Source organism: Andreesenia angusta (genome assembly GCF_001855385.1).
Taxonomy (GTDB): domain Bacteria; phylum Bacillota; class Clostridia; order Tissierellales; family Gottschalkiaceae; genus Andreesenia; species Andreesenia angusta.
The window spans coordinates 137,518-158,398 of record NZ_MKIE01000004.1 but is presented as its reverse complement, the minus strand read 5'-3'; the positions used below and the strand labels follow the sequence as shown (position 1 = coordinate 158,398).

Genomic DNA, 20,881 nt, shown 5'->3' with positions numbered 1-20,881 from the left:
TGCAAATAAAGGTATATATCCTATATTAAGCTTAAAGCATAGATAGGGGGATTTTTTATGAGCGATATGATAAAAGTGACTTTGAAGGGACCTAAATCAATAGATGCAAAAGATGTAGAAAAAGGGACGACAGTTCTAGAGGTGTTGGGCGGTGGAAAGAAGCCGGGAGACCCCCTTGTGGCCGTAGTCAACGGAGAGGTTACAGAGCTTAAAGTTAAGCTAGAGCAGGACTCCACTATAGTTCCACTGAATATAATGAACAGAATAGCCTACGCAGCCTATGCCAGAAGCTTAAACTACTTGTTTATACTGGCAGTGAAAGAGGCTCTCAACTGTGTGGAAGTGGTTGTAGACCACGCCATAAACAATGAGATATATGGGGAGTTCAAGTGCAATAGAGAGATAAATGAAGAGGACGTAGAGAAGATAAAGTCCAAGATGAAAGAGATGATAAAAGAGGACAGCCCTATAGATAAGGTGAAGGTCACTAAGGCAGAGGCGGTGAAGATATTCGAGTCCTACGGCATGGACGACAAGCTCAGGCTTCTGAAGTACGCACCGGAGGGAATGATAAGCCTTTACAAATGCAGAGGGGTTTACGACTACTTCTACGGGGCTATGCTTCCGTCGCTTGGCTATTTGGATGTGTTTGACCTCAAATACATGCCAGGCGGATTTCTGATAATGCTCCCAGAGAAAAAAGAGATAGACAAGGTGCCCGAGTTTAAGCAACTGCCTAAGCTGAGAGCTGTCTACAAAGAGACGAAAGAATGGGCCAAGATACTGGATATATTCAACGTAGGCTCCATAAACGATAAGATAGCCTCTGGGGATATAAAGGACGTAATACTCGTGGGGGAAGGGCTCCACGAAAAGAAGATAAGCAGGATAGCTGACTATATATATGAAAACAAGGAAAAGCAGAAAATAGTGCTCATAGCGGGGCCTAGCTCTTCTGGGAAGACCACTTTCTCGAAGAGGCTTTCGATACAGCTCAAGGTGCTTGGGCTAAAGCCATACAATATATCGGCAGACGACTACTTTGTGGGAAGAGACCAGACCCCTGTAGACGAGAACGGCGAGTTTGACTTTGAGGCCATAGAGGCTGTGGACGTGGAGCTTCTAAACAAGGATCTGCTGGAGATACTAGACGGCAGAGAAGTGGAGCTTCCTAGATTCAACTTCCTGACAGGGGAGAGGGAGTACAGGGGAGACAAGTACAAGATGGAGGACGAGTCCATAATAATAATAGAGGGCATACACAGCTTGAACGAGAAGATGACGCACTCTGTTCCGAAAGAGAACAAGTACAAGATATACGTAAGTGCGCTCACCCAGCTGAATCTGGACAACCACAACAGTCTCTACGTGTCGGACGTGAGGACTCTGAGGAGGATAATTAGAGACAACAGAAGCAGAGGAAGTGACGCTGAGAACACGCTGCTTACATGGCCTTCTGTAAGGGCTGGAGAGGAGAAAAACATATTCCCTTATCAAGAGGAAGCTGACACCATGTTCAACTCCACTATAGTTTACGAGGTCAGCGTGCTGAAGAAGTATGCGGAGCCGCTGCTCCAAGCGATACCTGTGGAGAGCCCTGCATATACCGAGGCGTCTAGAATGCTTAAGCTCTTGAGGTTTTTCCAGGTGCTAGACGAAAAACTGATACCGGACAACTCCATAATAAGGGAGTTTATAGGCGGAAGCTGTTTTGAATAGCGATTGACGGAGGGATAGAGATGAAAAAGCTTATGCTTGCGCTGGCGTTGGTTTTGCTAGGGGCGACTGCAACGGGATGTACTCCGCCGCAAGACGGCGGGAGCACGGAGAAGTCAACCGTATCGGACTACTTCCCAGCAACTGAAAATACAAGGTACAGCTATATGGGAGAAGGCAATGAATATGCATCATATACTGTCCACACAGACTACACTTACAAAGACAGGATTCAGTACAGAAAGGACAACGGGGGAACAATTATGGCCGAAGTCATGGAGCTGGACAGGGAGACTGGTATGGCCAAGATATACTCCAGGGGTGAGTTCTACTATAGAGAGGACTTTCTCAGAAACGAATCGCTTATGTGGGGTGACAGAGGCGAGGAAGAGATCTTGCTCAAAGAGCCTATAGAAACGGGAAACAGCTGGACGCTTGAGGATGGAAGAAAGAGAGAGATCACAGGCGTGGACGTTGAAGTAAAAGTGCCATACGGCGACTTCAAGGCCCTAGAGGTGACAACCACTGGAGACGAGTACGAAAACGTGGACTACTATGTAAAAGAACTTGGGCTTGTAAAGTCGGTCTTCAGAGCGGAAGGCCATGAGATATCCTCGTCGCTAGAGAGTGTAGAGAAGGACATGCCCTACGTTCAGAACATAAACTTCTACTACCCTAATCTAGACGAGAACAGATACTACTACATGAATACCGAGGTGGAGTTTAGAACGAACGACATCACAAGGAAAAGGCTTGAGACTGTATATATTGAAAAATCGGGAATCGACCTGGAGTCCAGAGGACTTGGGGCTGTATTCACTGAAAATACAGAGATAAACTACATGTACTTGGGTGAAGACAGAGCAGTCTATATAGACCTCAATAGAGCTTTTGTAGATGAGGTGAACGCCGGAGCCCAGTATGAAAGCATGATTCTACAGAGCATAGCCAATACATTTGGAGGATACTATGGAGTTGAAAGAGTATACCTTACAATCGACGGCGGAGACTATGAGTCAGGGCACATAGTGCTTAAAAAGGGAGAATACCTGAAAGTAAATACAGAGAATGCTGTGGAAATAGATTAAATTGAAATGTCTTTCAAAGATTGAATAAAATTTTTGGAAGACATTTTTATTTGTATTTACTGTCATGTGTTTCCTCTATATAGAAAATAATATGGATAGAAAAACTTTATTTTACATTTAAGGATTATACAATATATAATTTCTAACTAGAGGATTATATATCAAATTAAAGAAGGAGGAATTATAGGTTGAATATCTTAAAAAAACTGGCTTTAGGAGTAGCTATGATTGGCATGATTTTCACTACAGCGTGTAGCGGAAGTGAAACTGCATCTAGTGGAAACGATGGAGAAGCATCAAAAGAAGTACCGACGATCAATATCTCATGGGGAAAAGAACTACACACAGGTATAATGGAAATACCAGGAGAGAGAGTCGAGGAGTTTAAAGCTCAGGGGGTTTACTTTAACCCTATATCAGAGACGCAGTTTGAGCTAATAAAGGGAGATGAAAAATTAGCACTTATAAATTTCATACCGACAAAAGGTGGTTCTGAAGTTGCTACACTCATGAGTCAAGGTCACTTAGATGCCGCATTTACTTCAAATACTGCAATACTTTCAGCAGTAGATCAGGGAACACCTGCAAAGATACTGGCTCCTATACAGAGTGACGGTGTAGGGGTTGTATTCCCTGTAGATAAAGACTTTAAAAACTGGGAAGATGTTAAAAATTATATACAGGCTTCGGAAATGCCTGTAAAGATAGGTTATCACTCTCCTGTGAGTGGACCAAGGATAGTTATAGAGTCTGTTCTAAAGCAAGAAGGGCTTAAAGTTACAGAAGACCCTGGTGAGACTAATGCTGACGTGTTATTAGTGGATCTAAAAGGTATAACTAATTTACTGCCATCTTTGAGTAGTGGGCAAGTGGATGCTTGGATTGGGCCATCACATCATCCTGAAGCAGCAGAGGTGGAAGGACTTGGGAAGGTAGTTTTAAATCTAGAAGATCTCCCTCCAAACGGACAATGGGAAGGATTCCCTTGTTGTGTATTTGCAGCCACTGAAAAGATATTAAGTGAGAACCCAGAGGTTTTTGAAGCTCTAGGGGAGCTTGTGACAAATAATGCAGAATATTGCACTGAACACAAGGAAGAAGTGGCTCAGGTTATGTCAGAGGTAATTGGAGTGAAAAAAGAGGCAATAATGATGTCGAAAATAAAATACTCTACGGAACCTAGTGATAAATGGATAAATGGGATAGGAGTATATGTAAAGGCTCTTACGGATATGGATAAATTGACTGGAACTCTGAAAGAAAAAACATATGAAGATATACAAAAGGAAGTATTCGACTTCCAATATGTAGAGAAATTCCACGAAAAATAAAAACAGGCCTCTTGCTGTTACTGCAAGGGGCTTTTTAAAATTAGAGAGGAGATAGCAATGAACACAATAAGTACTAAATTAAAAAAATTTGCATATCCTATGATACTACCGATTTTATTTTTGATAGTTTGGACCCTTCTATCAACTACAATTGATAACAAGGTTATTTTTCCTAAGTTAAGTTCAGTACTGTACAACTTTAGCCATGCTACAGAGAATTTTATTGGGCTAGGGTCTATACCTAAAAATGTGGCCATAAGTATCATAAGGGTTTTAATAGGATATTTGATAGGAGTAATAATAGCTGTTCCACTTGGAATTTTCATGGGGTATATTTCGGCTGTAAATAGTATTTTTGAAAGCTTTATAAATGTATTTAGACCAATTCCACCACTTGCATGGGTTCCGCTTGTACTTGGCTGGTTTGGGGTTTCAAGCTTAGCCACAGTTTTTGGGTTAACTCAAGGGGACGCATATGTATATTTGAATAATTTTAAAATATCTATGATATTTATAATAGCGTTGGGTACTTTTTTTCCTGTGATAACCAATGTATCTTTTGGAGTCAGAAATATAAGAACAACATTGATAGACTCAGCTAGAGTTCTGGGAGCTAGTGAACATGACATATTTTTCAAGATACTAATTCCAGGAGCAGCTCCCACTATAGTTAATGGACTCCGAACAGGTCTTGGTATAGCTTGGGCATGTTTAGTGTCGGCTGAAATGCTTCCAGGAAGCTTGTCGGGAGTTGGGTATCTAATAACACATGCATATGAATTGGCTAGAACGGATTTAGTTGTAACTGGAATGATATGCATAGGTATAGTTGGAGCATGCCTTGACTATACATTCAAGTTTGCAGAAAGGAAATACTTATCATGGGGAAGTAAGATAAAGTAGGGAGGTCAAAGCTTTGAAGAAATGCATAGAAATAAAAGGAGTAGAGAAAGTATTTAACACCGAAGAGGGAACTGAATTTGTGGCTTTAAAAAAAGTAGATCTGGATATATTTGAAAATGAGTTTGTATCAATAATAGGACCTTCGGGATGTGGGAAATCTACTATGCTGAGAATTTTAGCAGGCTTGGAATCTTCTAATAAAGGAGAAGTTGTCTATAGAGGAATTGAGCACAATAGGCCTATTAGGGAAATAGGAATGGTATTTCAAAATTACTCATTACTGCCATGGAGAACGGTAATTGACAATATAGGGCTAGGACTTGAATTTAGCAAGAGAAAAAAGAGTGAGCGAATCGAGATATCGAGAAAGTATTTAGGCATGATAGGAATGTCCAAATTTGAAAATTCATATCCACATGAGCTTTCAGGAGGTATGCAACAGAGGGTTGCAATAGCGAGAGCGTTGGCAAACGATCCAGATGTACTGCTTATGGACGAGCCATTTGGGGCACTAGATGCTTATACTAGAATAGTACTTCAGAGAGAGCTGCTAAAGATATGGCAAAACAACAAGAAAACAGTTGTGTTTGTCACACATAGTGTTGATGAAGCGGTATATCTTTCAGATAAAATAGTTATAATGAGTTCAAACCCCGGAAAGATTTCTGAAATAGTTGACGTAAATATGGATCGACCTAGAGATAGAACTGATAGCCGATATGTGGAGCTATCAGCATATATCCTTAATAAATTAGAGTTGCTAGATTCAGTAAATAGATAGAATTTAAACTAGAAGACCCTAGCGAGAGCTAGGGTCTTTTTATATATTCAAATCCCTTCTTTAGGGCTTCCACGTTTAGCTCTAGGACACTAGCATCGCAGTCGTGAAACACATCCTCCATGGCTGAGACCACAGATTGTAGAGAAATGGGATGGGCCACAGCCAGATAGGCTCCAAGAAGCACCATGTTGGCCAGCTGAGAACTTCCAAGCGACTCCCCTATTTCGCTAGCAGGGACTCGGTATGACTTCACGTTCTCTCTAGACACATCATCAGCTACAAGCGTACTGTTTATAAAGGCTCTTCCGCCGGGCACAAGGTGGGGCTCGAATTTCTGGAGTGAAGGGGAGTTGAGCACTATTATGGCCGTCGCATCCCCAGCCACAAGCGGCGAGCCTATAGGTCTTTCTGAGAGCATGACAGAGCAATTGGCTGTGCCGCCCCTCATCTCAGGGCCGTAAGATGGCACCCATGACACCTCCAGATCTTCCGACATGCCTCCGTAGGCCAGCAGCTGTCCTATGGACATGACGCCTTGGCCGCTAAATCCGGCGCAGACTATCTTTTCGTCTACCATATCATTCGCCTCCTTTTGGGCTTCTGAAGTTTCCAAGAGGGTAGTATGGGACCATGTTCTCTCTGACCCAGCGCATGGCTTCAGACGGCTTTAAATTCAGGTTTGTAGGGCAGGAGGAGAGCACCTCCACCATGGAAAAGCCCTTGCCTTCAATCTGGCATCTAAAGGCCTTCAGTATGGCCGACTTGGCGTTTCGCACAGCTGACGGGCTGTCCACTGAGACCCTCTCCACAAATGCTGCACCGTCTATTGTCGAAATCATCTCTGAAACCCTTAGAGGCATTCCGGTTGACTCCGGGTCCCTACCAAGCGGACAGGTGGTTGTCTTCTGATGGGGCAGAGTGGTAGGAGCCATCTGCCCTCCTGTCATCCCGTAGTTTGCGTTGTTTATGAAAATGGTGGTTATCTTCTCGCCGCGGTGGGCAGCGTGGACTATTTCCGCAGTGCCTATAGACGCAAGGTCCCCGTCACCCTGATAGGTGAAGACTGTGTTATGCGGGAGAACCCTCTTGATGCCAGTGGCTACAGCGGGCGCCCTTCCGTGCGGAGCCTGGTGCATATCGCAGTTGAAGTACTCGTAAGAGAAGACAGAGCATCCGACAGAGGCGACTCCCACAGTACGCCCTAGAAGCCCAAGCTCCTCAAGCGACTCGGCTACAAGTCTATGCACTATGCCGTGGGAACAGCCAGGGCAGTAGTGGGTGGGTTTTTCAGTAAGCCCCGCTGTTCTTTTGAATATAAAGGCCATCTAAATCACCTCCAAGTTTGATATCACGGCGTCAACTATGTCTGAAGGAGTCGGAACTACACCGCCGGCTTTTCCGTAGAAAGCGGATATGAATCTTCCACCTAGAGCTATCTCTACGTCGTCTATCATCTGGCCCATAGACATCTCTACGGACATCACAAGCTTGCAGCCAGACGGTATCTTTGAAAACGCCTGTTTTGGAAAAGGCCAAAGCGTTATAGGTCTTATAAGCCCAGCCTTTACGCCATGAGACTCCAAGGCGGAGATGGTGTTTTTGACTATCCTAGAGGTGGTGCCGTAGGCCACAAGCACAACTTCGGCACCGTCCATATTATATGTCTCATACATAGCCTCTTCAGACTCTATAAGATCGTGCTTGGCCTTTAGCTTCACATTGTGGGACTCCAAGCTGGAAGGCTCGAGCATAAGTGTCGAGATCACGTTCCTTCCAGGATGGGAGTCTGTGCCTGTGGCGGCCCAAGGCCTCTCTACTCTGTCTAGCTCTTCTATCCCGGAGAAGTCTACAGGCTCCATCATCTGGCCTATCATGCCGTCTCCTGCTATCATGGCAGGTATTCTGTACTTCTCTGAAACCCTGAAAGCCCTGTTTACAAGCTCCACAGATTCCTGGACGCTTGCAGGGGCGTAGGATATGACCCTGTAGTCCCCGTTTCCGCCTCCTCTTGTGACTTGGAAGTAGTCGGCCTGGGACGGCTGGATGCCACCCAGCCCTGGGCCGCTTCTCATCATGTTGACTATCACGCATGGAAGCTCGGCAGAAGCTATATAGGAGATTCCCTCCTGCTTCAAGGCTATTCCAGGGGAAGAGGAGGAGGTCATGACTCTTCCGCCAGACCCGGAGGCACCGTAGACCATGTTTATGGCCGCTATCTCGCTCTCGGACTGGAGGAAAACACCCCCGACCTTGTGCATCTCTCTAGCCATGTACTCGGGGATTTCGTTCTGGGGAGTTATTGGGTAGCCGAAAAAATACCTGCAACCTGAAATAATCGCAGCTTTTGCGATGGCTTCATTTCCCTTCATAAGCACTCTGTTCATCTCGATCCCTCCTCTCAATCGTTATGACGCTGTCTGGACACATGTAGGCGCAGCTGGCGCATCCTATGCAGCTCTCCATATCCTCTATATGGGCGACATGATAGCCTCTGGAGTTTATGGACCTACTGAGGGAAATAATCTTCACAGGACAGACCGATACGCAAAGTTCGCATCCCTTGCAGCGCTCTGTTTCAAAAGTCACTATATTCTGGTGCTCCATTGGAATCACTCCTATCTATATGTCTTTGCAGTCTCGAACTTCTTCAGGACTCTCAGAGCCCCTTCGGCCATGGCCTTCATCTCGTCTTCGCCTGGGTACACAAGCAGGGGAACGTTGAGAAACTCTATCCTCTCTTTTATCCAGTTTACAATCATAGGCTCGTGGGCGAGTCCCCCTGTCAGAACTATGGCGTTCACCATGCCGTAGACCACAATGGAGGAGGCGCCTATCTGCTTGGCTATCTGGTAGGCCATGGCTTTGTAGACAAGCTCAGCATACCTGTCGCCGGAATCTATTAGCTTTACAACTGCTCTTGCGTCGTTTGTATTGAGGTAGCCTAGCAGGCCGCTTTCTCTGGTGAGCTTTGCAAGCAGCTCCGCTTCTGTATACTTGCCTGAAAAGCAGAGCCTTATGAGCTCGCCAGGCGGAACGCTTCCAGCTCTTTCAGGGGAGAAAGGGCCGTCTCCGTAGAGCGCATCGTTCACATCTACTACGCTTCCCATCGAGTGGACTCCGACAGATATGCCGCTTCCGAGGTGTGCGACTATGAAGTTGGACTTCTCGTAGAAGAGCCCAAGCTCCATTGAGGCTCTCTTGGCCACGGACTTTTGGTTCAGCGCATGAAAGGCCGATTTCCTCTGGATTTCAGGCATGCCCGAGAACCTCGAGAGCAAATTCATCTCATCCACAGAGACAGGGTCCACTACGTAAGAGGGGATGTTCACGGAGTCCCCAAGTTCCTTGGCTATAATGGCTCCCAAGTTAGAGGCGTGCTCCCCGTACTTCAGGCTAGAGAGATCCTCCACCATCTCCTCCGAGATGAGGTAGGTTCCGCTTTGCAGTGGTTTCAAGAGGCCACCTCTTCCAACTACTGCGTCAAAAGAAGAGAGCTCGATATTTCTTTTAGCCAGCGAGTCTAGAACGAGCTTCTTTCTATATATGTGCTGGTTCATTATGCTCCCGAATGAAGACAGCTCCTCTACACCATGCCTTACGACCACTTCAAGCTGTTTCGACTCGTCTTCGAATACAGCAAGCTTTGTAGAGGTGGCACCTGGATTTATTGCAAGCACTCTGTATCTATTCAATGGCAATCACCCCCAAGGCTATAGAGTTGAACTTGGTGTCTTCGCAGTCCGCCCTTGAAGTCAGCACTACAGGAGCTTTGGCTCCCACTACTACACTCCCGCTCTTGGCATAAGTCAGAAAAGAGAGCGCCTTGTAGAGTATGTTCCCAGCCTCTATGTCGGGACAGAGAATTATGTCAGCGTGGCCTGCCACAGGGTCTGTAATACCTTTGATCGTGGCCGCCTTCTCTGAGATGGCGTTGTCCAGACCTAGAGGACCTGCCACAACACAGTTTTTCAGCTCTCCGGATTTGTTAAGTTTTACAAGCTCTGCCGCGTCCAAAGTCGCCTGCATCTTGGGGTTTACCTTCTCTATGGCGCAGACAGCGGCTACATTGGGGTTATCTAATCCCAGCTTTGAGAGCATGCTGACGGCATTCTCCACTATCTGGCGCTTTTCAGGAACGCCGGGGGAGATGTTCATCGCTGCGTCTGTGACCGAAAGCAGCTTGGGATAGTTCGGAAGCTCCATTACCGAGATATGGCTCAGTACTTTTCCGCTTCGCAGTCCGAATCGCTCGTCTAGCACAGCCCTGAGCAGTACGGCTGTATCCACAAGTCCTTTCATCAGCAGGTCGGCTTTTCCAGAAGATACTAGCTTCACAGCCTCTAAGCAGGCTTCAGCCCGAACCGGAAAGTCGTATATCTCATAGTCAGACAGGTCGATGGACAGCTCCTCTGCAACTGCGAGTATCCCAGACTTGTCGCCCAGCAGGATCGGGCTTACTATTCCAGATACCTTGGCCCTGTCCACGGCTGAAAGTACATTTCTGTCGTCTGGGCATGCCACGGCCAAGCGCTTTACACCCCTTTTTCTGGCTATTTCTATAATATCCTTGATTGAGTTTATCAAAGTAATCACTCCTAGCTTTTTGTTTACTTAGTTTATACCTTTAATAGGCCAGAGCTAAACCTAAAGATGAAGATTTCTTAACAGCTGCGGCCGTTTCGCCTTTCTTGTATTTGGAATACAACTGTGGTAGAATTTCATTAGACAGTTCGAAAGCCGCCTGTCTCTAAAAAAAACTAAGGCACAGAATCCAAACAGAATCTAAAAACAGGCACACACGGTGTGTCTATTTTCGCGTGTTTGAAGAGGCTGCCTTAGTTACGGGCGGCCTTTTCTATTTGAAAGGGGAAAGCGATGAAAGAGAAAATCGGAATCACGACCACGGTGCCAGTAGAGGTGCTTCTGGCGGCTGGAAAAACGCCGGTGGATCTGAACAATATATTTGTGACTAGTGGAAAGGCAAAAGAGATAATAGAGAGAGCCGAGCTAGACGGCTTTCCTAGGAATATATGCGCGTGGATAAAGGGGCTCTACTCCACGGCCGTTGTATACGGCATAGATAGGATAATAGGGGTGACAGAGGGAGATTGCTCGAACACCAAGTCGCTTCTTGAAGTCTGGCAGTCCAAGGGCATAAGCACGGTGGACTTCGGTTTTCCCGGAAAGAGGACAAGAGAGGCCGTGAAGTCCGAGCTAGACAGCTTTATGGAGAAGTTCTCGGTGATACTAGAGGAGGTGGAGTCTGTCAGAAAGTCGCTATCTTCCATAAGAAGCAAGCTTTCAGAGCTAGACAGGCTTACATGGGAGGAGAACAAGGTCTCAGGCTTTGAAAACCACCTCTGGCAAGTTTCTTCAAGCGACTTCAACGGAGACCCGGAGAGCTTTTCAAAAGAGCTGGACGAATTTCTAGAGGAAGCTAAGTGCAGAGAGCCCTACCCAAAGAATGAAATTCGCCTAGGCTATATAGGTGTGCCACCTATAATAGACGACATCTACAGCCTTGCGGAGTCGAACGGGGCGAGAGTGGTCTACAACGAGGTGCAGAGGGAGTTCACGATGGCCAAATCTGAATACCCTGACATATATGAGATGTACCTCGACTTCAACTACCCCTACGACTTGGACACAAGGCTTGGCGAGATAGAGAAGCAGATAGAGGAGAGAAAGCTAGACGGCATAATCCACTACACCCAGAGCTTTTGCCACAGGGGGATAGAGGACATAGTGATAAAGTCTAGGCTGAAGCTGCCGGTGCTTACCATAGAGGGAGATCTGCCCGGTATGGCAGACGCCAGGACAAAGCTGAGGCTGGAGTCGTTTTTGGACATGATGATGGATTTAAAGGAATAGAGGTGATAGCTTGGACGTAATAGGAATAGACATGGGCAGCCGTGCAGTCAAGATAGTCTGCATGTCGGAAGGCGAGATAGTCAGAAAAGAGGTGCTCAGCACCATGAGGTTCTACAGGGACAACAGCAGGACCGTAGACGGAGAGATAGAGGTGGACCTTGGTTCGCTGGGGTTTTCAGAGAAGTCCAAAGTGGTCAGCACGGGATACGGAAGAAACAACATAAAGGTCTCGGGAGCCACGGTCATAAACGAGCTGAAGGCCCATACCTACGGAGCCATCTACCAGTCGGGACTTAAGGATTTCACACTTGTGGACATAGGCGGGCAGGACTTCAAGGTCATAAAGGTGGAAAAAGGCATAATGGTGGACATGATACTAAACGACAAATGCGCGGCCTCTAGCGGAAGGTATCTGGAGAATATGGCGAATATAATAGAGGTGAGCCTGGATGAAGTGGCAAAGCACTGGAAGCATCCGGTGGAGCTGAACAACACCTGCGCCGTCTTCGGAGAGACTGAGCTCATAGGCAAGATAGCTGAAGGCTACGGAATAGCGGAGCTCTCTGCAGGGATAAACTACTCGCTCTACAAGAGGGTAAAGCCCCAGATACAGAAGCTAAAGTCCAAGGTGATAGTGCTTACAGGCGGGGTAGCTAAAAACTACGCCATAACAGAATACATGAAGAGAGATTTCGAGAGCGTGGTAGTCCCTGACGAGCCACAGCTGAACGGAGCCATAGGGTGCGCCTACCTCGGAACGATAAAGGAGAGAAAAAAGTGAAAGACAGAAGAATAGACACGACCAAGATATTTACTTTTGACAGCGCACACAAGCTGAACGACTACGATGGAGACTGTAAATACCTTCACGGACACACCTACAAGTTAGAGGTGACTGTGAGAGGCAGAAGAGACAGCTGCGGCATGGTGATAGACTTCAAAGATTTAAAGGCGATAGTCAAAGAAGAAATCATCTCGGAGCTGGACCACAGGTATTTGAACGACATATTCAGCTTCAATCCGACTTGCGAAAACATGGTGGAGTGGATATTTGAGAAGCTGGACAGCAGGCTGAGCAAGGGCGAAAGTTCACTTCAGAAGATAGTGCTCTGGGAGACGCCTACAAGCTACGCGACTCTTGAAAGGGAGGAATACGATGCTTCTTAAAGTGAACGAGATATTCCTGAGCATACAGGGAGAGGGGATTTCAGCGGGATACCCAACGATATTCGTAAGGCTTACCGGCTGCAATTTGAGGTGTAGCTACTGCGACACCACCCATGCCTACAACGAAGGCTCCGATATGGCAGTAGAGAAGGTGCTAGAAGAGATAGAGTCACTGGGGTACAAGCGAGTCTGCATAACAGGCGGAGAACCATTGCTTCAGGAAAAGGGATTATTGAAGCTCCTAGAAGGGCTTAGCGACTACGAAGTTAGCATAGAGACAAACGGCTCAGTGGACCTTTCAGCTTTCCCACTCAGGGAAAACCACAGGTTTACAATGGACATAAAGACGCCTTCTTCGGAGGAGTCGGAGCAGAATCGACTAGAGAACCTGAAGCTGCTGAGAGATCAGGATGAGCTGAAGGCCGTGATAGGCTCTAGGAAGGACTACCTCTGGGCGCTTGGAGTTATAGATGCTCACTATATAAAGGGCAATATAACTTTCTCGCCTATATTTGGGATGATAGAGCCTGAGGAGATAATAAACTGGATACTTGAAGACAAGAGGGACATAAGGTTTCAGATACAGATACACAAGTTCATCTGGAACCCTGACAGAAGAGGAGTTTAGGAGGAATAGACATGAAAAAAGCAGTTATACTGCTGTCGGGAGGGCTCGACAGCACCACTTGCATGGCGGTGGCGAAAGCAGAGGGCTACGAGCTTTACCCGATATCATTTGACTACGGCCAGAAGCACGACAGAGAGCTTGCTCTAGCTTCCAAGATAGCGGAGCACTACAGCGCGGCGGAGCACAGAGTTATAAAGATGCAGAATATAGGGGGGAGCGCCCTTACAGACAGCGACATAGAAGTTCCGGAGTACAGCGAAGACGGAGGAGTCCCTGTGACGTACGTTCCAGCTAGAAACTTGCTGTTCTTAAGCTATGCGCTGGGCTATGCGGAGGTAGTTGGCGCAGACGCCATATTCATAGGCGTAAGCTCTGTAGACTACAGCGGATATCCGGACTGCAGGCCTGAGTTCATAGACGCCTTCAGAAAGATGGTGGAGGTAGGAACAGTGGCTGGGCTAGAGGGGAATCCTATAGAGATAGTCACGCCGCTTATAGACCTAAGCAAGGCCGAGACTGTCAAGCTTGGAGTCAAGCTTGGAGCTCCATACGAGTACACCACTAGCTGCTACAACGGAGAAGAAGAAGCTTGCGGAGTCTGTGACAGCTGCGTTCTAAGGCTCAGGGGATTTCAGGAAGCCGGAATAGAAGACCCTATAGCTTACAAAAAGTTAACTTAAAGCGAAAATAAATTGAAGCATAGCACACCGAAATAGTGTAAAATAGCTACTATGGAGGTGTGTTTTTTTTATGCAGCGACGGTCTAAAGTTTTTATATACCTCAGAAAGAGGACTATATACATAGTTCTGACCATACTGGGGATAGTGGGAATAGTCATAGCGACTTTCCTTGTATATACAGAGAAGAACAACAACGGGCAGCTACTGGTGAATGAGCTGGGGATGCAGAGAGCTAGGACTCAGATAATGGCAAAAGACGCCAACAGGATATCTGTGCTCTTAGACGCGCTAGAGGGTTATACAGAGCAGGAAGATATGAATCGTGTCGAAAAAAAGCTGGAGCATACAAAGCGGGACCTTGAGAGCAATATCGTAGAGTATGAGGATGTAGTATCTGGAATAGAACAGGGCGTTGTAGAGACGGAATACGGCGAAATAGAACTCTACAGAGAGAACACAGAGGCGCTTGTGAGCGAAGTCTCTGAAAACAGAGCTCTTTGGGACGAATTCAAACTGAACTACAGCAATATAATTCAGTTTGACGACGATGATGAGGAGTTCAGAGAGTCTATTATATTCATAAACGAAAATGTAGACCGTCTGATGGAGAGTTCGGCTTCCATCACAAGCATATTTCTAGAGACAAACCAAGAATTCCACAGGAGCAATATGAACAAGATGCTGCTTATGATAGCTTCGCTGGCTATGGTACTGGTCTACACTCTATATGAATTCTACAAATACCTATTCCTTCCGCTGGATCAGCTCTATATGGGGTTCAAGAAGATAGGCCTGGAGTCATCGTACGAGGGAAATGGATTTGGCGTAAGGGCCATGAGCAACGAGATAGGAAATATGCTCGACGGTATAATCAAGAGTATGAATCTGATTGAAGAGATAAATACAAATATGTCTTTTGACGACAGCTTAAAATACATATACAATTCATTTGGTATGTATATACCCTACTCTTATATAGGCATAGCGCTTTTCAAGAGCAAGGACTCAGATATACTTGTGGGCTCTTACGGCATAGGCAAGACAAAGCTTTCCGACAATGAGATGACAGGGATTCTAGGGTATGAAATACCTGTAGGAGAGACAAGTTTGAAAGAAATAATGAGAAGCGGCGAAGCCAGAATCATAAACGACCTGGAAGAATACCTGGAGGGCAAGAAGGTAAAAGGGTATAACAGGATAGTGCTTGACTCGGGGATAAAGGCGTCTATAACGCTTCCACTTGTGGCAAACGACATATGCCTCGGGTTTATCTTCTTTTCTAGCGACAGAAAGCATGTGTACAACGAGAACCATGTCAGATTTCTAAATGTGCTGAGCAACTCCATAGCGGTGTCTTTCCAGAAGAACATCTTTGTGGAAGATCTGCTCTACTCGAGCTTGCTGGCGCTTACAAAGATATCAGAGGAGAAGGACGAGGACACAGGGGAGCATCTTGGAAGGATGAAGAGGTACTCGACGACTCTGGCCAAGCTCATGAAGAAAAGCCCTGTCTTTATGAACAAAATGGACGCCAGCTTTATACTGGACATAGAGAAGTTCAGCCCTATGCACGATATAGGCAAGGTGGGGATACCGGACAGAATACTCTTGAAGCCAGGGAAGCTTGACTACGAGGAGTTCGAGATAATGAAGACCCATACAGTAAACGGAGCCCAAGTGCTGATAGAGGCTGAGGAAAATCTCAAGAAGAACGGCAAAGAGATGTTCAGGATGGGCATAGAGATAGCGCTTACACATCACGAAAAATGGGATGGAAGCGGATATCCTGAGGGATTGAAGGGAAGCCAGATACCTCTTGCGGGTAGAATAGTGGCTGTTGCAGACGTGCTAGATGCGCTTCTCTCGAAGAGGCCCTACAAGGAGCCGTTTTCCTTTGAAAAGAGCGTAGAGATAATACTTGAGGGGAAGGGAAAGCATTTCGACCCCGATATAATAGAGGTGTTTGAATCTAATTTAGAGATATTCAGGGCATTAAGCGAAAAACACATTCAGATGGAGGAAGAGTAATGGGAATGGTGAGCAGAGTTATAGAATTTAGAAGCAAGGAAGAGCTGCTGGACTACTTGAAACTGGAATATGGCTTTGAGCCAGATCTGGAGTCAAAAAAGGTTGGAGCGATAGAGCTAGGTGAGATAGAGCTTGGAGATATACTTGTGAAGGCTGAGATAGAATGCTTTGAAAAAGAGGCGGTACTCAGGCTTAAAAAGCTGGTAAGCTTAAAGGCCTTTCTCTTGAGCAAAGAGGCTGGTATGGATATAAACAAGCTATTGTACGACATAGACAGCCTTATGAACATGTCTGAAGACGGCCTAAACTGGAGCGGAACACTCATATCAGACGACAAGTCTCTTGAAGAGTTCCTAGACGCAGCGGGTATAGGTAAAGTAGGAGATAATGAATTGAAGGATTCCAAGAGAGCTGTGAAAGTCAAGAAGATAATGGGAAGCTATGACTTCAACAGCATCGAGGAGATATAAAAGGGAGGAATAGAGATGGAAAACATATTTAGACCTATAGGGAAAGAGGAATTTGAAGAGCTTGTAGAGCTGAAAGTTGTAGACAGCTTGGACGAGGGGTTTGAGAAATACGTCTCAGGAATACTTGACGTAAGAGAGGATGCCCCTACAGAGAAGGAGCTGGAGTCGATTCCGTTCGGGGTAATAGAGGACTACAATATACTGCACGAGGAGAAGTTTATCAACTTCATAAGGCGTGTGCAGGAGGAAAACAGAGGCGAGAGGAATTTCGTGGACTGCTACCTAAAGGAGGCTCATTCAGGAGGGATTTTAACGGCGCTGGAGCTGCTGGACTACAAGGACAAGCTGGTTTTTCTGGAGCTGCTTAGAAAGGGAATAGACGACAACCCTTATCTAGAGCTAAATGACAGGATACTGGAGCTTATGCTGAAGCTCTCGACTAGAGAGATCCTATTCACGACCATGTTCTACAGAAAGAGACCTATCACCATCTGGGGAAATTACGACATGGCCTTCCCTGTATTCTTCAAGAGCGAAGAAGACAAAACGCACTACAGCGAGATGGCTCGCGAATGCGGACTCTATATAAGGGAGATTTAGAGTGAAGTATTCTGCAAAAGAGATAGCAACCATAGCCATAACGGCAGCTCTCACAGTGGTGATAGGACTTGTATTCTACATGATGGGGAGCGTGCTTCCCATCCCTGGGAACAAGTTCCTCATATTCGCCCCGTTTCTGGGCTTTATGATGTATGTGCCGGTGGACAGAATAGGAAGAGTCGGAACCGTGTCTATGGTGAGCGCCATATTCGCCTTTATAATGGGTTTTATAAATATATTCATGGCGCTGGCCATACTCTTGGCTGGAATTAGCAACGACTTGCTGACGCTTGTCTTTTTCAGAAACTACAGCACCGAGTTTAGGAAAGTTGCATCTGTGGGAATGTACTCGTCGCTCTCGTTCCTCTGGGCGTTTGTGATGTCTTACTACTTCACAGGTAACAAATTGTTTCTGCTCATAGGAGACAAGCGCGTGCTTATACCGATAGTTGCAGTGACATACGGACTTGGAGTTCTCGGGGCTTTTATATCAAAAGACCTTTTAAAGAAGCGAATAAACAGAAAACAGTGATAAGGAGAAACGGATGTTTGAAGCAATAGGAATTTTCACAATGACCTATATAATAATTTCAGGCAAGAAGTCCAAGTTCCTGAAAGTAGGGAGGCCAGCCGGAGTTATGCTGGGGGCAGTGCTGATGGTGATAGCGAAAGTGATAGAGCCCCAACAGGCATACGAGCTTGTAAACTGGGACACGATAGTGCTGCTGCTTGGAATGATGATAATAATAGAGCACCTCGCAGAAGCCGAATTCTTCAACCTAATAGCCAGATGGGTGAACGCCAAGAACTTCAGCCTCAAGAAGCTGCTGTTTCTAGAGGTCATGGGGCTTGGAATACTGGCAGGATTTCTAGTAAACGACATAGTCTGCATATTCTTCACGCCACTTCTGCTCATAATGATAAGAGAGAGAAACCTGCCGCCTATGCCGTTTCTGCTGGCGCTGGCCACATCTACAAACATAGGCGGCGTCATAGCCTTTACAGGTAACCCTCAGAACATGATAATAGGAAATATCTCAGGCATTCCATACTACCAGTATTTTCTGTACATGCTTCCGATAGGAATTGTAGGACTGCTTATAAACTACTTTCTGATACTGAAGATATACAGAGGCGAACTTTCTGGCGAGATACTGGAGGCGAATGTGACAGAGAAACTGGAACTAAAGCCAAGGCTGAAGCGCTCAATTTTTGTTGCCTGCGGAGTCATAGTTGGATTCTTTCTGCTTCCGAACTTGGCCTGGGTTGCAATTGGGGGCGCAACGCTGCTCTTGTTTCTTTCAAACAGGGATGAGTCGAGCACGCTCGCGAAGCTGGACTGGAACTTGCTCCTGTTTTTTGCGGCGCTTTTTGTGGTGATAGGGGCGCTCCAGGAGTCGGGTGTAACAGACCTTGTGCTTGGAAAGATAGACGGCATTTTCACGCACAGCATGGGCAACTACTGGCTGTTCGGGCTTGTAACTGTCTTGGGTTCAAACCTCTTTGCAAATGTGCCGTATGTGCTGATAATGACTGAAAGCATAGGAAAACTTGCAGATCCAGATATGTTCTGGTATATACTTGCGTTCGCAAGTACCATTGCGGGGAATCTGACCATAATAGGGGCGGTTGCAAACGTGATAGTAGTGGAGAAGGCCAAAGGTGTATGTGATATACACTTTATGGACTTTATAAAGTTCGGGCTTCCTTCTACTGCGCTTAACTTTGTGTTTGGAATGGCTGTACTGGGGATTTACAGCTCTATAGGGCTGATATAGCAGGGGGAAATAAAGAACGAGGAGTAAATTATGAAAGATATGGAATTGAAAAAGGGAAACCCAATTGCCCTAGTGCCGCTTGCAGTTTTCTTGGTGCTTTTCCTGGGCTCGGGAATTTATTTTAACTCGATAGGCGCTGAAATGGCATTCTATCAGTTTCCGTCTCCTGTGGCGGCTACGGTAGGTGTGATAGTGGCCTTTTTTATAGGCAAAAAGAGCATGGGAGAGAAAGTGGACAGCTTTATGGCTGGCGCAGGCAATGAAAACATAATGACCATGTGTATAATATATATACTTGCAGGGGGCTTTTCGGCAGTTGCAAGCAGCATGGGCGGGGTGGACTCCATAGTCAACTTCGGGCTATCCATAATCCCCCCAAGTTTTATAGTGCCGGGGCTTTTTCTGATAGCGGCGTTTATAGCCACGGCCATGGGGACTTCTATGGGGACTATAGGAGCTGTTGTGCCTATAGCTGTGAGCATGGCTTCGGCAGCGGATATACCTGTGGCCATAAGTGTAGGAGCAGTTGTGGGAGGAGCATTGTTTGGAGACAATCTCTCCATGATATCGGACACTACAATAGCTGCAACTAGGACACAGGGCTGTGAGATGAAGGACAAGTTTGTAATGAACTTCAAGATAGCTCTTCCCGCCGCGGTGCTCAGCATGGTGATAATGGCAGTGCTCGGGAGCAGAGGAGAAGTTCCGTCTGACCTGGAGTACAGCCTCTTAAAGATAATACCGTATATTTCAGTGTTGGTGATGGCGCTTATGAAAGTGAACGTGTTTGTAGTGCTCTTCACAGGCACTGCATTAGCTGGAGCCATAGGGCTTTGGGATGGAAGCTTTTCACCTATAGCGCTCGCACAGACTACTTATGAAGGCTACCAGGGCATGATGGAGATATTCCTGCTCTCAATACTCATAGGTGGGCTTGCCAATATGATGTCGGAAGAAGGTGGAATAGACTATCTTATCCATGTCATCAAGAAGAGGATAAAGAGCAGAAAGGGCGCGGAGTACGGAATAGGGGCGCTTGTGTCTATTGCAGATATATGCACTGCGAACAACACAGTGGCCATAGTGCTGACGGGCTCTATGGCGAAGAAAGTTTCAGAGGAGTACGATGTGGACCCTAGAAGGTCTGCAAGCATACTGGACATATTTTCATGCGTGTTCCAGGGCATAATTCCGTACGGAGCTCAGCTGCTGCTTGCAGGAAGCATAGCCAAACTTTCGCCTGTGGAGCTTATGCCGTACCTCTACTACCCGTATATACTGGGAGTTATAACTATTCTAGCTATAGCTCTAGGATTTCCAAATGCAAAAAACAGACCTGGCAATTAGCGCTAGGTCTGTTTTACTTTTCTATCTTGTCCAGTATCTGCTTTGTCTCTAAAACCAGAGAGTTCAGCCTGGATAAACTGTCTGAATCAAGCACAGACAGCTTTTTCGAGATATTCACTTTTATTATATCTTCGTGGCGTCTTATGAACTCGTAGCCAGCGTCGGTCAGCTTCACTCTGTAGATCCGCCTGTCGCTCGGATCAGTATATCTATCTACAACACCTTCTTCAAGAAGCTTGTCTATTATAGGCGTCATATTGGATCTGGAAATATTTAGAGTACTTGCAATGTCGGATATAGAGGCGTTGTCGTGCTTTGTAAGAAAGAAGATCACCTTTATATGCGAAAAAGGTATAGCGGATTGCTTTGCAAGTTCGCTAGGGTCAAACAGCTTGTTGTGAATAAAGAGCATCATTTTATAGAGCTCGTAGGAAAGATTGTTAAGCTTACATTCATCCATAGATAAGGCCTCCTTTACTTATATTATATTGT

General features: G+C 46.1%; 23 protein-coding genes. 16 read left to right on the top strand and 7 right to left on the bottom strand.

Annotation, left to right across the window (positions count from 1 at the left end; translation table 11 throughout):
* The first annotated feature begins 57 nt into the window (after positions 1 to 57).
* The 5 genes from EUAN_RS06805 (at position 58) to EUAN_RS06785 (ending at position 5,819) form a co-directional block, all read left to right on the top strand.
* Positions 58 to 1,719 carry a nucleoside kinase gene (locus EUAN_RS06805; RefSeq protein WP_084655809.1) on the top strand — a complete coding sequence of 554 codons (1,662 nt, stop codon included), beginning with the start codon at positions 58 to 60 and terminating at the stop codon, positions 1,717 to 1,719.
* A gap of 20 nt (positions 1,720 to 1,739) precedes the next feature.
* The gene (locus tag EUAN_RS06800; RefSeq protein ID WP_071063025.1) at positions 1,740 to 2,804 is read left to right on the top strand and encodes a GerMN domain-containing protein; all 1,065 of its coding nucleotides are present in this window, start codon (positions 1,740 to 1,742) and stop codon (positions 2,802 to 2,804) included.
* Positions 2,805 to 2,992: 188 nt separating this feature from the next.
* Positions 2,993 to 4,135, top strand: a complete 1,143-nt coding sequence (locus EUAN_RS06795) for an ABC transporter substrate-binding protein (RefSeq protein ID WP_071063023.1) — start codon at positions 2,993 to 2,995, stop codon at positions 4,133 to 4,135.
* Positions 4,136 to 4,192: 57 nt separating this feature from the next.
* Positions 4,193 to 5,038: an ABC transporter permease gene (locus EUAN_RS06790; protein WP_071063021.1), complete on the top strand. Its 846-nt coding sequence runs from the start codon at positions 4,193 to 4,195 to the stop codon at positions 5,036 to 5,038.
* Positions 5,039 to 5,051: 13 nt separating this feature from the next.
* Positions 5,052 to 5,819: an ABC transporter ATP-binding protein gene (locus tag EUAN_RS06785; RefSeq protein WP_071063019.1), complete on the top strand. Its 768-nt coding sequence runs from the start codon at positions 5,052 to 5,054 to the stop codon at positions 5,817 to 5,819.
* A gap of 28 nt (positions 5,820 to 5,847) precedes the next feature.
* On the opposite strand, the gene EUAN_RS06780 is transcribed toward EUAN_RS06785, so the two are convergent.
* From EUAN_RS06780 to EUAN_RS06755, 6 genes are read right to left on the bottom strand one after another with little or no spacing between them, the layout of a single operon-like run.
* Positions 5,848 to 6,396, bottom strand: coding sequence for a 2-oxoacid:ferredoxin oxidoreductase subunit gamma family protein (locus EUAN_RS06780; RefSeq protein WP_071063017.1), 549 nt, complete (start codon positions 6,394 to 6,396; stop codon positions 5,848 to 5,850).
* 1 nt (position 6,397) lies between these two features.
* On the bottom strand, positions 6,398 to 7,144 hold the full coding sequence (locus EUAN_RS06775; RefSeq protein ID WP_071063015.1) for a thiamine pyrophosphate-dependent enzyme: 747 nt from the start codon (positions 7,142 to 7,144) through the stop codon (positions 6,398 to 6,400).
* On the bottom strand, positions 7,145 to 8,203 hold the full coding sequence (vorB, locus tag EUAN_RS06770; protein WP_071063013.1) for a 3-methyl-2-oxobutanoate dehydrogenase subunit VorB: 1,059 nt from the start codon (positions 8,201 to 8,203) through the stop codon (positions 7,145 to 7,147).
* Positions 8,175 to 8,423 (bottom strand): 4Fe-4S dicluster domain-containing protein, encoded by a 249-nt coding sequence (locus EUAN_RS06765; RefSeq protein ID WP_071063011.1) that lies wholly within the window; start codon positions 8,421 to 8,423, stop codon positions 8,175 to 8,177. Before EUAN_RS06765 ends, vorB begins: the two co-directional genes overlap by 29 nt.
* Before the next feature lie 11 nt (positions 8,424 to 8,434).
* Positions 8,435 to 9,511 carry a butyrate kinase gene (gene buk, locus EUAN_RS06760; RefSeq protein ID WP_211266302.1) on the bottom strand — a complete coding sequence of 359 codons (1,077 nt, stop codon included), beginning with the start codon at positions 9,509 to 9,511 and terminating at the stop codon, positions 8,435 to 8,437.
* A complete protein-coding gene (locus tag EUAN_RS06755) occupies positions 9,504 to 10,403 on the bottom strand; it encodes a phosphate butyryltransferase (protein ID WP_211266301.1) in 900 nt (299 codons plus the stop codon). Before EUAN_RS06755 ends, buk begins: the two co-directional genes overlap by 8 nt.
* Positions 10,404 to 10,694: 291 nt before the next feature.
* On the opposite strand from EUAN_RS06755, the gene EUAN_RS06750 reads away from it, so the two are divergent.
* The 11 genes from EUAN_RS06750 to EUAN_RS06700 all read left to right on the top strand — a co-directional run bounded on the left by EUAN_RS06750 (position 10,695) and on the right by EUAN_RS06700 (position 20,389).
* Positions 10,695 to 11,690 (top strand): 2-hydroxyacyl-CoA dehydratase family protein, encoded by a 996-nt coding sequence (locus tag EUAN_RS06750; RefSeq protein ID WP_071063007.1) that lies wholly within the window; start codon positions 10,695 to 10,697, stop codon positions 11,688 to 11,690.
* A gap of 10 nt (positions 11,691 to 11,700) precedes the next feature.
* Complete coding sequence (locus EUAN_RS06745; RefSeq protein ID WP_071063005.1) at positions 11,701 to 12,471, top strand: acyl-CoA dehydratase activase; 771 nt, start codon at positions 11,701 to 11,703, stop codon at positions 12,469 to 12,471.
* Complete coding sequence (gene queD / locus EUAN_RS06740) at positions 12,468 to 12,857, top strand: 6-carboxytetrahydropterin synthase QueD (RefSeq protein WP_071063003.1); 390 nt, start codon at positions 12,468 to 12,470, stop codon at positions 12,855 to 12,857. The genes EUAN_RS06745 and queD overlap by 4 nt, the downstream gene beginning before the upstream one ends.
* Entirely contained in the window at positions 12,847 to 13,485 is a 639-nt protein-coding gene (locus EUAN_RS06735; protein WP_071063001.1) for a radical SAM protein, read from the top strand. Before queD ends, EUAN_RS06735 begins: the two co-directional genes overlap by 11 nt.
* Positions 13,486 to 13,496: 11 nt before the next feature.
* Complete coding sequence (gene queC, locus EUAN_RS06730) at positions 13,497 to 14,165, top strand: 7-cyano-7-deazaguanine synthase QueC (protein WP_071063000.1); 669 nt, start codon at positions 13,497 to 13,499, stop codon at positions 14,163 to 14,165.
* Between the two features lie 70 nt (positions 14,166 to 14,235).
* Positions 14,236 to 16,194 (top strand): HD-GYP domain-containing protein, encoded by a 1,959-nt coding sequence (locus tag EUAN_RS06725; protein ID WP_071062998.1) that lies wholly within the window; start codon positions 14,236 to 14,238, stop codon positions 16,192 to 16,194.
* A complete protein-coding gene (locus EUAN_RS06720; RefSeq protein WP_071062996.1) occupies positions 16,194 to 16,664 on the top strand; it encodes a hypothetical protein in 471 nt (156 codons plus the stop codon). The genes EUAN_RS06725 and EUAN_RS06720 overlap by 1 nt, the downstream gene beginning before the upstream one ends.
* Before the next feature lie 15 nt (positions 16,665 to 16,679).
* A complete protein-coding gene (locus EUAN_RS06715) occupies positions 16,680 to 17,264 on the top strand; it encodes a hypothetical protein (protein ID WP_071062994.1) in 585 nt (194 codons plus the stop codon).
* 1 nt (position 17,265) lies between these two features.
* Complete coding sequence (locus tag EUAN_RS06710; protein WP_071062993.1) at positions 17,266 to 17,796, top strand: hypothetical protein; 531 nt, start codon at positions 17,266 to 17,268, stop codon at positions 17,794 to 17,796.
* Positions 17,797 to 17,809: 13 nt separating this feature from the next.
* A complete protein-coding gene (locus EUAN_RS06705) occupies positions 17,810 to 19,042 on the top strand; it encodes an ArsB/NhaD family transporter (RefSeq protein ID WP_071062991.1) in 1,233 nt (410 codons plus the stop codon).
* Positions 19,043 to 19,072: 30 nt separating this feature from the next.
* Positions 19,073 to 20,389, top strand: coding sequence for a Na+/H+ antiporter NhaC family protein (locus EUAN_RS06700; RefSeq protein ID WP_071062989.1), 1,317 nt, complete (start codon positions 19,073 to 19,075; stop codon positions 20,387 to 20,389).
* A 13-nt stretch (positions 20,390 to 20,402) separates the two neighbouring features.
* Here the strand turns inward: EUAN_RS06700 and EUAN_RS06695 are convergent, their stop codons facing one another.
* Positions 20,403 to 20,849: a MarR family winged helix-turn-helix transcriptional regulator gene (locus tag EUAN_RS06695; RefSeq protein WP_071062987.1), complete on the bottom strand. Its 447-nt coding sequence runs from the start codon at positions 20,847 to 20,849 to the stop codon at positions 20,403 to 20,405.
* Positions 20,850 to 20,881: the final 32 nt, after the last annotated feature.

Coding starts and splice junctions, on each gene's coding strand:
- EUAN_RS06720 (WP_071062996.1), top strand. CDS start 16,194: ATGGGAATGGTGAGCAGAGTTATAGAATTTAGAAGCAAGGAAGAGCTG.
- EUAN_RS06780 (WP_071063017.1), bottom strand. CDS start 6,396: ATGGTAGACGAAAAGATAGTCTGCGCCGGATTTAGCGGCCAAGGCGTC.
- EUAN_RS06790 (WP_071063021.1), top strand. CDS start 4,193: ATGAACACAATAAGTACTAAATTAAAAAAATTTGCATATCCTATGATA.
- EUAN_RS06765 (WP_071063011.1), bottom strand. CDS start 8,423: ATGGAGCACCAGAATATAGTGACTTTTGAAACAGAGCGCTGCAAGGGA.
- EUAN_RS06700 (WP_071062989.1), top strand. CDS start 19,073: ATGAAAGATATGGAATTGAAAAAGGGAAACCCAATTGCCCTAGTGCCG.
- EUAN_RS06805 (WP_084655809.1), top strand. CDS start 58: ATGAGCGATATGATAAAAGTGACTTTGAAGGGACCTAAATCAATAGAT.
- EUAN_RS06750 (WP_071063007.1), top strand. CDS start 10,695: ATGAAAGAGAAAATCGGAATCACGACCACGGTGCCAGTAGAGGTGCTT.
- EUAN_RS06715 (WP_071062994.1), top strand. CDS start 16,680: ATGGAAAACATATTTAGACCTATAGGGAAAGAGGAATTTGAAGAGCTT.
- EUAN_RS06800 (WP_071063025.1), top strand. CDS start 1,740: ATGAAAAAGCTTATGCTTGCGCTGGCGTTGGTTTTGCTAGGGGCGACT.
- EUAN_RS06775 (WP_071063015.1), bottom strand. CDS start 7,144: ATGGCCTTTATATTCAAAAGAACAGCGGGGCTTACTGAAAAACCCACC.
- EUAN_RS06705 (WP_071062991.1), top strand. CDS start 17,810: ATGTTTGAAGCAATAGGAATTTTCACAATGACCTATATAATAATTTCA.
- EUAN_RS06735 (WP_071063001.1), top strand. CDS start 12,847: ATGCTTCTTAAAGTGAACGAGATATTCCTGAGCATACAGGGAGAGGGG.
- EUAN_RS06695 (WP_071062987.1), bottom strand. CDS start 20,849: ATGGATGAATGTAAGCTTAACAATCTTTCCTACGAGCTCTATAAAATG.
- vorB (WP_071063013.1), bottom strand. CDS start 8,203: ATGAACAGAGTGCTTATGAAGGGAAATGAAGCCATCGCAAAAGCTGCG.
- EUAN_RS06725 (WP_071062998.1), top strand. CDS start 14,236: ATGCAGCGACGGTCTAAAGTTTTTATATACCTCAGAAAGAGGACTATA.
- queC (WP_071063000.1), top strand. CDS start 13,497: ATGAAAAAAGCAGTTATACTGCTGTCGGGAGGGCTCGACAGCACCACT.